13 protein-coding genes and 1 pseudogene are annotated in these 12366 nt (G+C 58.5%); 8 read left to right on the top strand and 6 right to left on the bottom strand.

Annotated features, from left to right (window positions below):
• Positions 1-9: 9 nt before the first annotated feature.
• Positions 10-555 carry a PAAR domain-containing protein gene (locus E4T63_RS18485; protein ID WP_135296224.1) on the bottom strand — a complete coding sequence of 182 codons (546 nt, stop codon included), beginning with the start codon at positions 553-555 and terminating at the stop codon, positions 10-12.
• A 441-nt stretch (positions 556-996) separates the two neighbouring features.
• On the opposite strand from E4T63_RS18485, the gene E4T63_RS18480 reads away from it, so the two are divergent.
• The 4 genes and pseudogenes from E4T63_RS18480 (at position 997) to E4T63_RS18470 (ending at position 4657) form a co-directional block, all read left to right on the top strand.
• A complete protein-coding gene (locus E4T63_RS18480) occupies positions 997-1359 on the top strand; it encodes a DUF6124 family protein (RefSeq protein ID WP_135296223.1) in 363 nt (120 codons plus the stop codon).
• A 447-nt stretch (positions 1360-1806) separates the two neighbouring features.
• Positions 1807-2835 (top strand): annotated as a pseudogene (locus E4T63_RS29010) (methyl-accepting chemotaxis protein); the annotation flags it as partial.
• A gap of 33 nt (positions 2836-2868) precedes the next feature.
• Positions 2869-3741 (top strand): methyl-accepting chemotaxis protein, encoded by an 873-nt coding sequence (locus tag E4T63_RS29005; RefSeq protein WP_401065649.1) that lies wholly within the window; start codon positions 2869-2871, stop codon positions 3739-3741.
• Between the two features lie 136 nt (positions 3742-3877).
• The gene (locus E4T63_RS18470; RefSeq protein ID WP_135296221.1) at positions 3878-4657 is read left to right on the top strand and encodes an EAL domain-containing protein; all 780 of its coding nucleotides are present in this window, start codon (positions 3878-3880) and stop codon (positions 4655-4657) included.
• A 59-nt stretch (positions 4658-4716) separates the two neighbouring features.
• On the opposite strand, the gene E4T63_RS18465 is transcribed toward E4T63_RS18470, so the two are convergent.
• From E4T63_RS18465 to E4T63_RS18455, 3 genes are all read right to left on the bottom strand, one after another.
• A complete protein-coding gene (locus tag E4T63_RS18465; RefSeq protein WP_135296220.1) occupies positions 4717-6132 on the bottom strand; it encodes an amino acid permease in 1416 nt (471 codons plus the stop codon).
• A gap of 145 nt (positions 6133-6277) precedes the next feature.
• A complete protein-coding gene (locus E4T63_RS18460; RefSeq protein WP_135296219.1) occupies positions 6278-7330 on the bottom strand; it encodes an ornithine cyclodeaminase in 1053 nt (350 codons plus the stop codon).
• A gap of 49 nt (positions 7331-7379) precedes the next feature.
• Positions 7380-8414: a histone deacetylase family protein gene (locus E4T63_RS18455; RefSeq protein ID WP_135296218.1), complete on the bottom strand. Its 1035-nt coding sequence runs from the start codon at positions 8412-8414 to the stop codon at positions 7380-7382.
• A gap of 119 nt (positions 8415-8533) precedes the next feature.
• Between E4T63_RS18455 and E4T63_RS18450 the strand changes: the two genes are divergently transcribed.
• Entirely contained in the window at positions 8534-9034 is a 501-nt protein-coding gene (locus E4T63_RS18450; RefSeq protein ID WP_103484277.1) for an Lrp/AsnC family transcriptional regulator, read from the top strand.
• Between the two features lie 180 nt (positions 9035-9214).
• Entirely contained in the window at positions 9215-9430 is a 216-nt protein-coding gene (locus tag E4T63_RS18445; protein ID WP_098968434.1) for a hypothetical protein, read from the top strand.
• A 138-nt stretch (positions 9431-9568) separates the two neighbouring features.
• Here the strand turns inward: E4T63_RS18445 and E4T63_RS18440 are convergent, their stop codons facing one another.
• Both E4T63_RS18440 and E4T63_RS18435 read right to left on the bottom strand, forming a co-directional pair.
• Positions 9569-10354 (bottom strand): transporter substrate-binding domain-containing protein, encoded by a 786-nt coding sequence (locus E4T63_RS18440; protein WP_098964678.1) that lies wholly within the window; start codon positions 10352-10354, stop codon positions 9569-9571.
• A gap of 76 nt (positions 10355-10430) precedes the next feature.
• Positions 10431-10901, bottom strand: coding sequence for a hypothetical protein (locus E4T63_RS18435; protein WP_098964677.1), 471 nt, complete (start codon positions 10899-10901; stop codon positions 10431-10433).
• 165 nt (positions 10902-11066) lie between these two features.
• On the opposite strand from E4T63_RS18435, the gene E4T63_RS18430 reads away from it, so the two are divergent.
• Positions 11067-11732 (top strand): ribonuclease T2, encoded by a 666-nt coding sequence (locus tag E4T63_RS18430; protein ID WP_027611510.1) that lies wholly within the window; start codon positions 11067-11069, stop codon positions 11730-11732.
• A 135-nt stretch (positions 11733-11867) separates the two neighbouring features.
• Entirely contained in the window at positions 11868-12365 is a 498-nt protein-coding gene (locus E4T63_RS18425) for a PAAR domain-containing protein (RefSeq protein WP_098964676.1), read from the top strand.
• Position 12366 lies beyond the last annotated feature (1 nt).

Below are 12366 nucleotides of genomic sequence, written 5' to 3'. Positions count from 1 at the left end.
AAAAAATCCTTATTTCAAAGAAGCGTTGAATAACGTATCGAAGATCGAACCAGCGGCCGATTCCTCTTGTGTACCGAATTCAAGCTTGTGACAGATTTTCCCGGGGATATTGAGAAATTTCACTGTGTTGGTGTTATCAAAAACGCCTGATAGGGTAGATCCGTCGTCAAAGTGTGCGGAGCAACTCATGCCCTGATATGACTCCTCCCCTGGAATATTGAAGCTGATCCAACCAGGGTGAACGATGATCGGGGTAGGGGCTGTAAAAGGAGCTGGTGTATGGGAGTCACCGATGATCACTGTTCCCGATCCACCAGTCACAACGTCTCCATGCGTACCCGTGGTGCCGACAAGCGCGGCGTTTTTGCCGTTTATGAAAACTGTCCCGGAAACCGCTGAAGCCAACGCACTACCACAAGTGCAAGTATCGCCTTTTCGAGCAGCCGCCAGTCCGTCGAAGAATACGTCGGGGGAACCGGAAGCGATTGCTTTGGGGCCGTGCCCAGGCATTGGGCAACTGGTGGGATCGGTGATGCGTGCGGCTGGCTTTGCCATGTTTGACTCCCTGTCAACGAATGAACCGGTGCCGACTCTATCAGACTTGTTTGGACTCGTGCCTTGGTACAGCGTCTTCAATTTAAACGGTTGAGATTCAGTCTGTTTAAGATGAGGTTGTCCGTACTACCTCAGCCCTACACCACCTTGCGCCTCCCCCTACACCTAAGACAGAATCCGCCGGCTTGTACGTCTAGACCGTGGGTTCTATCGTTCTCGGGTCACTGAAAACCAGTGACCGGGTTTGGTAGCCCGCGTGTTAGATGTACAGCGTCACCATCACCGATCGTATTTGCGATCGGGGTTTATGGTGGTCATGTACAGGGCGCCTTCGGGCGCGCCGGCTCCTAACACCCGGTCTACCAACCTGTTCATGGCCGCCACCCTTCGTTTGGTAGCGAAAGGGTGAAGCCTTCACTAAAAGTGTTAGGAGTTTCATCCATGATCAAACCAACACCCAACCCACCCGAAACCAACCCCGCATCCCCCTACGAATCCCTCGATTCCCGCAAACTCCACGAAGCCGCCGAGCGCGCCCTCGATCACTACCTCACCCCAACCAGCCAGATCATGGCCAGCGGTGATCAATCCAAACCAATGTTCTTTGCCAACCCGGCCTACGACACCGAATCCCTGCTCGCCAACGCCAGTGAATCATTGGGTTCCGCCACGACCATGCTCAACGATTTCGCCGCGTTGCTGGAGGTCTCGCACCGCAAGACGCTGCTCGGCATTGCGCAGGTGGTGATGTTGGGGGAGTTGGCGGTGAATCAGGCGTTGGATAACGTCGAGCTCAAGGCGTAGAGCGCTGCCCTCCGTGGCAAGCGGCGAGGTTGTGGTCGCGGAGGGCGTTCTGTCGATGCGCAAAACAACCGCTCAAAATGGCGGGTTTCAGCCTGTTTTCGCAGCAATAGCGATGTGCCACAAAAAATGATGGCAATGCGTCATCACGCGCTCAAAAAAGTTCAACGATTATACAAAAATATAAAGTTGTACAACTTTTCCCAAAATTTATAGCATCCGTTCCAACACCTTTGCTGAAACGATAAATCCAGCGTCAGTCCTGGATTTGTCTGCTGGTGCGTGGGCCGTCGGTACGGCTTTTCGCGTCAGGTTGTTGCAGCCGGGTCAGTGGAAGCTGCCCGTATTTCGCCCAGGACGACGACCCCGAATATGAGCGGTAACTCCGGTTATCAGAGATCTACTTTTTGTGCCTGGCGTTGAATCGCGTCAGGGCGTTAGAGGCTGAACATGGCAGAAGCATCGAATTTCCTGGGCAACATCAAGGTTTCCCGAAAGTTGGGGGCCGGGTTTGGCGTTCTTTTGCTGGCGGTGGGAGCGGTTGCCTTCATTGGCTATAACAGCAGCAATGTGCTGGTTGATCGCCTGGGTACCACGCGTCTGATCGGCACGCTCAACGATGCGACGCAGGACATGCGTCTGTCGGAGAAGCAGTACGAAGCGGCGGCGGATGTCGCTTATGCCGAGGCTTATCAGTCGCAGTTGAATGTGTTGCAAGGGCTGATCGCCAAGGCGTTGCAGACCCTGACGCGGGCGGAAAACCAGCAAGCCTTGAAGCGTTTGCAGGACACCACGCTGGCTTACGATCAGCAGGTCAAGCGTTTGGTCGAGGCGGACAAGGCGACCAGCGATGCGCTGAAACCGTTGGGAGCGATGTCGGACAAGTACGCCGAGACCTTCAACAGCATGTTCGAGAGCACCACGGCCAGCGCGTTGGCGTCTGCCGACAGTGCGCGGGTGGCGGACTTGCGCACGGTGGCAGATCTGCGCAATGGCATGACGATGTTTCGTCTGATGTTGCGGCGTTATATCGCGGTGCCGAGCGAGGCCAACAAGAAGGTGCTGCTGGACACCACCGATGCGTTTCTGGCCGATATGAGCAAGGCGCGCAGCGGTTTGCCGGCGGCTCTGTCGAGTCAGCTTGAAGAGGCGCAGGCCGGGATGCGCCGTTATCGCGAGGTGCTGGTGCAGGTGGCGGCTCTGTTCGAGCAGAAGCAGAGTCTGCGTCAGCAGGTGGATCAGCAGAGCCAGGCGATGGACAGCATCATGACCGGCCTGATGGACACTCAGCAGCGTCTGGCGCGGGACGATCAACAGCGTGCGTTTATCCAGATTGCCGTGCTGACGGTGCTGGCGCTGGTGGTCGGTCTGTTGGCTGCGGTGCTGATCTCGCGGCAGATCACCGGGCCGTTGGCGCTGACGGTGGAGCTGGCGCGACGGATTGCCAAAGGCGATCTGACGGTGCAAGCCAAATCCAGCCGCAAGGATGAGTTGGGCGATCTGCAAAACGCGATGCAGGACATGGCGCAAAGCCTGAACACGCTGGTGCAGGGGATCGGTAACGGCGTGACGCATATTTCGACATCGGCCGAGAAGCTCTCGGCGATGAGCGAGCAGACCAGCGCCGGCGTGCGCCAGCAGAAAGTCGAGGTGGATCAGGTCGCCACGGCGATGCACGAAATGGCCTCGACCGTGCAGGAGGTGGCGCGCAACACCACCGACGCATCTGCCGCTGCGACCCTGGCCGATCAGCAGGCGCGTCACGGCAGTGCAGTGGTCAAGCAGGCGACCGTGCAGATCAGCGAATTGTCGGTGGCGATCGAAGAGTTGGGCGGAGCGATGAACGTACTGTCCCAGGACAGTGAGCAGATCGGCAAGGTCATCGATGTGATCAAGGCAGTCGCCGAGCAGACCAACTTGCTGGCGCTGAACGCGGCGATTGAAGCGGCGCGGGCGGGTGAGCAGGGCCGTGGTTTCGCGGTGGTTGCCGATGAAGTGCGCTCGCTGGCGCAGCGCACCCAGGATTCGACCAAGGAAATCGAAGCGCTGATTGTCACTTTGCAACAGGGCACGCAAGCGGCATCTACACTGATGACCTCCAGCCGCGAGCGCACCCTGGACACCGTGGTGCTGGCGCAGAAGGCCGAGCAGGCGATCACCGAGATCAACCATTCGATCGGCACGATCCAGCAAATGAGCCTGCAGATTTCCGCCGCCGCGGAGCAGCAAAGTGCGGTGGCCGATGAGATCAATCGCAGCATCGTCAGTGTGCGCGATGTGGCCGATCAGTCGGCCGTCGCCAGCGAAGAAAGCGCTGCCGCGACCATTGAACTGGCGTCGCTGGGGCAGGACCTGCAACGCATGACGGCGCATTTCCGCACCTGATGGCATTTCGCAATGAACTTGGCCGGAATTGACCGGTCAGCCTGTATAAGCGGGGGCCGCCAAGCGGCGCCACCCGGTCCGTGCAGTGATTTTTTTCTGGGCCATGGATGGTTGCAACCCGCTCTCAGGGGGCGTCATGACCAATACACCAATTTTCCCCCAGCCCAGCGGGGGGTGCCAAGGATGCCGGCAAAAAGGCGAGGCCGATATGGCGTTCTCCTTCGCGTTCCAGCCGATTGTCGATGTGCGTGATCAATCGACCTTCGCCCACGAGGCGCTGGTCCGGGGCGTGCAGGGCGAAGGTGCACTGTCGGTTCTGCAGCAGGTCGATGACCAGAACCGCTATCGCTTCGATCAACTGTGCCGCGTGCGGGCAATCTCCACGGCCGCGCAGTTGGGGCTCACCGGGTTTCTTTCGATCAACTTCCTGCCGAACGCCGTTTATCGTCCGGACCTGTGCATTCGCAGCACGCTGGAGGCGGCGCGCGCGCATGCGTTTCCGCTTGAGCGGTTGATCTTCGAAGCGGTCGAAGGCGAGCACGTCGAAAGCAACAAGCACTTGATGAACATCTTGCGCGAGTACCGCGAGTTCGGGTTCAAGACCGCCATTGATGACTTCGGTGCGGGGTATTCCGGGTTGAATCTGCTGGCGGACTTTCAGCCGGATCTGATCAAACTGGACATGGCGCTGATTCGCGATATCCATCGCGACCGCGTACGCCAGGCGATTGTGCGTGGCGTGGTGGGCATGTGTGCCGAGTTGGGCGTCGAGGTGATTGCCGAGGGCATCGAGCACCCCGAGGAGCGGGATTTTCTCGCTGATTGCGGGATTTATCTGATGCAGGGATTCTGGTTCGCCAAACCGGCGTTTGAGGCGATGGCGCAGATTCCGGTGGAGGCGTGGCAGCCGATTTGACGGCGGCTGGTCTTTGAGCCTGAGCCATCACGTTGAGGTGACGGCTCAGGCGTGCAGATTCAGCCAAACTGGCTCGCCGACTCAACTGCCGATTTCGTCTGCCTTGAGCAGGTCAACTGGTAAGCAATCGCCAACCAAACGAACCAACCCGGCATGACCATCAAGGCGATCCGCGTGTCAGGTCGCAATGCCAGCAGACACAGCACAAAGCCTAGAAATGCCAGGGAAAACCAGGCCATCGGTACGCCGCCGGGCATCTTGTAAGCCGACTTCGCATGCAGGTCCGGGCGTTTTTTGCGATAGGCAATGTACGACGCGAGGATGGTCGACCAGGTGAAAATCACCAGAATCGCCGACACGGTGGAGACGATGGTGAAGGCGGTCATCACTTCCGGCACGATGAACAGCACTAGCACCCCAATCAGCATCAGCAGTGTGGTGAACGCCAGACTCAGCAGCGGCACGCTGTTACCTGACAGTCGCCGGAAGATGCCCGGAGCGTTTTGCTGGTTGGCCAGGCCGAACAGCATGCGGCTCGATGAAAACACGCCACTGTTGGCCGATGATGCCGCCGATGTCAGGACCACGAAGTTGACGATACCGGCGGCCGCGGGAAACCCAGCCACGAGAAACAGTTCGACAAAGGGGCTCTTGACCGGAGACACCTGCTGCCACGAGGTCACGGCAACAATGCAAGTCAGTGCCAGCACGTAGAACAGGATGATCCGCAGCGGAATCGAGTTGATGGCCTTGGGCAAGGTCTTCTCTGGAGATCGGGTTTCAGCGGCGGCGGTGCCGATCAACTCGGTGCCGGCGAAGGAGAAAATTGCCATCTGAAATCCGGCGAAGAAGCCGAACAAGCCGTTAGGGAAGGCCGCCTGTTTATCCACCAGGTGACTCAGGGATGCGGTGACGCCACTCGGGGACACGAAGGACGTGGCAATCAGCACGGTGCTGACGCCGATCAAGGTCACGACGGCAATGATTTTGATGATCGCAAACCAGAACTCCACCTCACCGAACAGCCTGACCGTCAGCACGTTCAGCGCAAACAACGTCGCCAGCATGCCGACGGCGGGTATCCACGCCGGTACCTCGGGGAACCAGTACTGGAAGAATCCGCCGACCACAACGGCATCGCCGATCACCGCCACGCTCCAGCTCAACCAATACGACCAGCCGAGAAAAAACGCCGCGCGCGGGCCGAGGTAGGCGCCGGCAAAATCGGCAAAGGTTTTGAAGTTCAGGTTGGACAGGAGCATTTCGCCCATGGCGCGCATGACGAAAAAAACGAACAGGCCGATGATCATGTAGATGAGGATGATCGACGTCCCGGAGAGGGCGATGATCTTCCCGGAGCCCATGAACAGTCCCGTACCGATGGCACCGCCCATGGCCATTAACTGGATGTGACGATTGCTGAGCGTGCGCTGCAGCGCGGGCTGTTCAAGCGGCCCGGAAGGATTCGAATTCATTGCAAAACCTCTTGATTTTATGTTTTTGAGTTTTGGCAGAAAGTAGGTGTCGAGCGTTCTTGTTAGAGAGACAGCGGCTAATCACAGCGATGCCTGGAGAGTGAATGGCCCCCTCGCAAAATCGCGTGGGGGCGGTCCTTACTGATTAACTGGCGGTGCGCAGACGTGAGGCTGTTGCCGGTTGCGGCTCCAGCAACTGGAAGAGATTTTTGATGTTGGCCGGCGTCGGTACCAGGTGGATGCGCTGGCCGATTTGCTGTTGCTGAGCCAGGTCGTTGAGGTAGCGCAGTGACGAAAAATCTTCCAGAGCAAAGCCCACCGAATCAAAGACCGTCACCTGCGTATCGCTCTCGCGGCCGGGCACTTCGCCCTGCACAATCCGGAAAAACTCGACCACTGGAGAGTCGGCCTCCAATTGCTGAATGTCGCCTTCAATGCGTGTTTGCGGCTCGAATTCGACGATGACCCGGGCGTTGCGCAGGATGTCGGCGTGCAGTTCGGTTTTACCCGGGCAGTCGCCGCCGACCGCATTGATATGCATGCCGGGTTCGATCATTTCGGGCGTGAGAATCGTTGCGTAGGCTTTGTCGGCGGTGACTGTGGTGACGATATGCGCACCCTTGACCGCGTCCTTTACCGAGTCGGCCAGAATCACTTCGATCTGCGGAAACGCCGCCAGGTTGTGCTTCAACTTGAGCGAAGCGTCGCGATCAATATCGAAGATGCGGATTTCGCTGATGCCCAACATTTCATGAAAGGCGAGCGCCTGAAACTCACTCTGCGCACCGTTGCCGATGATCGCCATCGAGGTCGCACCCGGGCGAGCCAGCGACTGCGCAACCAGTGCCGAGGTGGCAGCGGTGCGCACAGCGGTGGTCAGGGTCAGTTCGCTGAGCAGGGTCGGGTAGCCACTCTGCACATCGGCCAGCAGCCCGAAGGCCATGACCGTCAGTAAATTCTGCTGACCGTTGTCCGGATGGCCGTTGACGTATTTGAACGAGTACTGCTGGCCATCGTCGGTGGGCATCAGCTCGATCACGCCGTCTGCCGAGTGGTTGGCCGTGCGCGGCGATTTATCAAATTGCGCCCAGCGTGCGTAGTCCGCTTCGATGTAGCCCGCCATGTCGCGGATGGCCCGGCGGATGCCGACCTGGGTGAACAGGCGTGCAGCATCATCGACATCAATAAAAAGCGTCATGTTGTTGTTCTCCGATTCAGTCATTCAAAGGCCGCAGAGCGGGGATGGTTCAGCTGCGTTTACTCTCGAAACCATGCAGCACGTTCACCGCATTGATGCCGATTTCATCGACCATGTAGCCGCCTTCCATCACGAACAGGGTGGGGCAGCCGACACTGGCGATCAGCGTTCCGATGCCGATGAAGTCCTCGCTTTCCAGCAGGAAGTGGCTGATGGGGTCATCCTTGAACGTGTCGACACCCAGGGATATCACCAGCACTTCAGGTGCGAACTGCTGGAGCTTTTTGCAGGCGTGGAGCAGGGCGTTGCGGTAGCTCTCCCACGTGGTGTTTTTCGGCAGCGGGTAGTTGAGGTTGTAACCCTCGCCGACACCCGCGCCGACTTCGTGGCTGTAACCTGAAAAGTACGGGTAGGACACCGCAGGTTCACCGTGCAGCGAGACGAACATGACGTCGCTGCGCTGGTAGAAAATGTTCTGGGTGCCGTTGCCGTGGTGGAAGTCGACGTCGAGCACCGCGACACGTTTGGCGCCTTGGGTGATGGCCTGCTGCGCGGCAATCGCGGCGTTATTGAGGTAGCAATAACCGCCCATGTATTCGCGCGCAGCGTGATGGCCGGGCGGGCGGCACAGGGCAAAGGCGCTGTCGTGGCCTTCATCGATCAGTGCGAGTCCGGTGAGGGCGATATCCGCGCTGGTTTTCACCGCTTGCCAGGTCGTGGCGGTGATGGGCGAACCGGCATCCATGGCATAGAAGCCGAGCTTGCCGTCGATGAACGTCGGCACTTGCTCGTTGCCCAGATCGCGTACCGGCCAGACCAGGGGCAAGGCATCGTGCGTGCGTCCGGTTGCGCACCATTCGGTCCAGGCACTTTCCAGAAAACTGACGTAGCGCTCACTGTGGGCGTTGACGTAGCACGAGCGGTCAAACGCACGCGGTTCGACGATTTGCCCAAGGCCGACCTGTTTGACGCGGTTGTGCACCGTATCGGCCCGACTCGGTTGTTCGAATGACGGCTTGAGCACGCCGTCCTTCAATTCGGTGCCATGGTGCAAACGGTGGGAATCACTGAAAACTGTAAACATTCTGCGCATCCGTTAATGTGAGCCAGTGCAAATATTCTGTTCCGGCTGACCTGCGCTTTCTTTGCTTTGTTTTCTTGATTCAGTAGATTAATCGGGCGTTCTTACTCAGGATTGGCGTCATGCAGAAAAAATCATCCAAACGCATCAGTCTCGACGAGACCGACCTGGCGATTCTTGAGTTGTTGCAGGAAGACGCCAGTATTTCCAACGCTGAACTCAGTGAGCGGCTGTCGTTGAGCCTTACGCCTTGCTGGCGGCGGCGCAAAAGAATGGAGGAGGCCGGGGTGATCAAGGGCTATCAGGCCAACCTTGATCGGCGAATGCTCGGGCTGGACATCATGGCGTTCGTGCACATCCGTTTTTCCACCCACGCCGATCACGCGCCGGACGCCTTCGAGTCGGTGATTGCGCAACTGCCCCAGGTGCTGTCCTGTCACAAGATCACCGGCGATGCCGATTATGTGTTGCAGGTGCTGGCCGAGGATCTGGATAGCTACAGCGATTTCATCGAGCAGGTGCTCAGGCGCCAAGTCGGGATTGCGTCCATCCAGTCCAGCCTGGCGTTGCGTGAGGTCAAGACCAGTAGCCGTATTGCGATACCCAGACCGGGAAGGGAATGAGCGGGCCGGGGGCGTTTTTCCAATGGGGTGACAGAATCTTTTGCGGCGTTGTCGGCAGACCAGCCGATTGCCGCAGCCCTGGATTCTGAACCCGCGCTGTCGATCAGCAAAATTTCATCTTGCCGGGCGCGACTTAGGCCTAGGATGCTTGCACAAGATCATCCCAAGGGGAGCCGTATGATGCGCACCAATGTCGTCAAAGTGCTGTTGATCGCTGCAGCTGTCTCGGTATTGAGTGCCTGTTCGGGCTCCGGTGGGCTGACCACCACCAGTTGTTTCTCCTCGGATTGCCAATCGCCGGAGGGTCGCACAAATGCAACGACCCTCAAATTCGGCGGTAACAGTATTGGTAGCAGCTTGAACCAGTACAGCTCCGGGATGTTGCACAACGATTGATAGAAATAGAACCTGAACCTGTGGCGAGGGGATTTATCCCCGATGGGTTGCGAAGCAACCCCCGCTTTTAAAACAGCGGACTGCTGCGCAGCCCAGCGGGAGCAAGCTCCCTCGCCACAAATGTTTGTGCCTGGAAGATTACTGCGGCAGCGCCAGCCACTCACCAATGACCTTCTGATAACTGCCAGTGACTTTGCTCAGATGCAGCCACTGATCAACGTACAGTTTCCAGCTGATGTCATCGCGCGGCAGCAGATAGGCTTTCTCCCCATACTGCATGTACTGGTGCGGATTCACCGCGCACAAACCCGGTTTGAGTTTCTGCTGATACAGCGCTTCCGAGGCGTCGGTGATCATCACGTCGGCCTTGTTATCGAGCAGTTGCTGGAAGATCGTCACGTTGTCGTGCAGGGCCAGTTGCGCCTTGGGCAGGAAGGCGTGGACGAAGGCTTCGTTGGTGCCGCCTGCCGGTTCAACCAGCCGTACGTTGGGCTGGTTGATCTGCTCGACGGTCTGGTACTTGGACTGATCGGCGCAGCGCACCAGCGGGATCTTGCCGTCGCTGTCGAGGGTGTTGCTGAAGTAGGCTTTCTTCTGCCGCTCCAGCGTCACCGAAATGCCACCCATGCCGATGTCGCACTTGCCGGCCTGCATGTCCGGCATCAGGGTTTTCCAGGTGGTTTGCACCCACTCGACTTTCACGCCGAGGCTGTCGGCCAGCGAGCGCGCCATGGCGATGTCGATACCCTCGAAGTCGCCGTCGCTGCGTTTGAAGGTGTAGGGCTTGTAGTCGCCAGTGGTGCAGACGCGCAACTGGCCTTGTTGCTGGATGGTGTCGAGGTGCGACGGTTGCTCGGCGGCCTGAGCGCTTAAATTCAGCGCGAGCAATGAACCGAGCAAGAGCAGTTTTTTATTGATGGGCATGTCTGTCGGGCTTCAAAGGGATCGGAGCGAGAAGTTAACCACGTTCTAGGCGCTGATCCCTATGGTCAGTTCGCTGTCAGAGGCCGAGCCCTTCCTGCACCACCTGCAACAGATTGTTCTCGGTCAGCGCAATCGCATCCAGTTCTTGCCCGGTTTCCACCGTTTGCAGCCACCAATGGCTTTCGTGATGTTCATCGACGGTGCGCAACAGATAGGTGTTGCGCTCGGGCAGGGTGATCTGCACGCGGCCGGCGCCGTCTTCGGTAAACCGGGCGATGGGATCAAATGTCAGGGTTTGTTGATTGGCTTCGATCACCAGTTGGTCGATCGCGTAATCGTGACTTTCGCCATCCGGTGAGCTTTCGCAAACGTGAGTTGGATTGCGGCGGATTTTCAGGCCCACTTCAGTGACTGGCTGCAGCCAGGCCTCGATGCGGTGGTACAGATCGTAGACCTGCGCCGGCCAGCAATCGATCTCCAGCGCGGCATCCGCATGGGTGTGCCGGGTTTGCTTGAGTTTGGCGGCGAGTTCGTCTGCTTTACTCATTTCGGATCCCTTGGTTTGATGTCTGCCTGTTAATCGTAGACCGTTCAACGGGGTGTGGCGTTGCCTTGCGTCATGCGCTTGCAACACAAGCATGGCGAAATCAGCGCTGGCCAAGTCTGGTCAGCATCAAAAACCACGGACGCAGGCGTCCCAAGGAGCGGGTACATGAAAAAGCTGTTTACAATTCTGGCGCTGATCGCGCTGACGGCCGGTAGCATCGGCCTGAGTTCGGCGCGTCAGTCGAACGCCAGCAAGGTACAAACGGAAGCGGTAGCGGGGCAGTTCGATTACTACCTGCTGACGCTGTCCTGGTCGCCAACGTTCTGCCTCACCCACAAAGATGACGTGCAATGCTCCGGCAAGGGCTACGGCTTCGTGCTGCACGGCTTGTGGCCGCAATACGCCAACGGCGGCTGGCCGGAATCCTGCCCACCGCTGACCACGTTGTCGGCCGCGGAAACCACCAAGGGCCTGACACTGTTCCCGACCAAGAAACTGCTTGACCACGAATGGTCCAAGCACGGCACCTGCAGCGGCCTGGGCGCGATGGGTTATCTGGACGAAGCGGACAAAGCAGTTGGCGCGGTGAAAATCCCGCAGGAGCTGCAACCGTTCAGCAGCTCGTATTACTTCGAAGCCCAGGAAATCGCCGACCTGTTCCGCAAGGCCAACCCGGGGATCCCGGCCAATGGCATCGCGGTGATCTGCAGCGGCCCGGAGCTTTCGGAAGTGCGGGTGTGCATGGGCAAGGATCTGCAGTTCGGCGCGTGCGGCAAGGGCGTGAAGACGCAGTGCCGGGCGGGGGATATTCGGGTGCCGCCGTCGCGTTGATGTGAGTGGTTGCACGAATGAAAAAGGCGCCTCGATCGGGCGCCTTTTTTTGCCTGGAGGTTTGAAGCAACCGGAAAATTCACGCATGCTTGCGCCCCCAAAAAGGATGACCCGCAACACTGCAAGGAGCTGTTCATGAGCGGAAAACCCGCCGCCCGCGTCACCGATCCAACCGCCTGCCCACTCCCGGGACATGGCACCAATCCGATTGCCAGTGGCTCGCCGAATGTGAATTTCGACGGATTGGCGGCTGCCCGAATGACCGATAAATCAGCGTGCGGCAGCCCGATTACTGGCGGCGTTTCCTCGACGGTGTTTATCAATGGCTTAAACGCCGCGACCCTGGACAGCACCGGTGGGCACGGCAATGTGGTCATTGGCGGGTCGGGCACGGTCATCATTGGTGACACGGTAACAGCGGCACCTTTCAGTGGATTGCTGCCGATGCCGGTGCATTTCACGGACAAATTGAAACTGGTCAATGACGTGACCGGTGAGCCCATGACCAATCATCCCTACGTGATCCAGCGCGCAGACGGGCGTCTGGAGCACGGGGTGTCTGACGCTAACGGGTTCACCCACGAAGTTAGCTCGCACCTGCCTGAAACCATCAAGCTGTTTTTGGAGGAGTGAG

This window comes from Pseudomonas fluorescens (genome assembly GCF_004683905.1).
Lineage (GTDB): Bacteria > Pseudomonadota > Gammaproteobacteria > Pseudomonadales > Pseudomonadaceae > Aquipseudomonas > Aquipseudomonas putida_A.
This window is presented reverse-complemented; position numbering and strand designations above follow the sequence as displayed.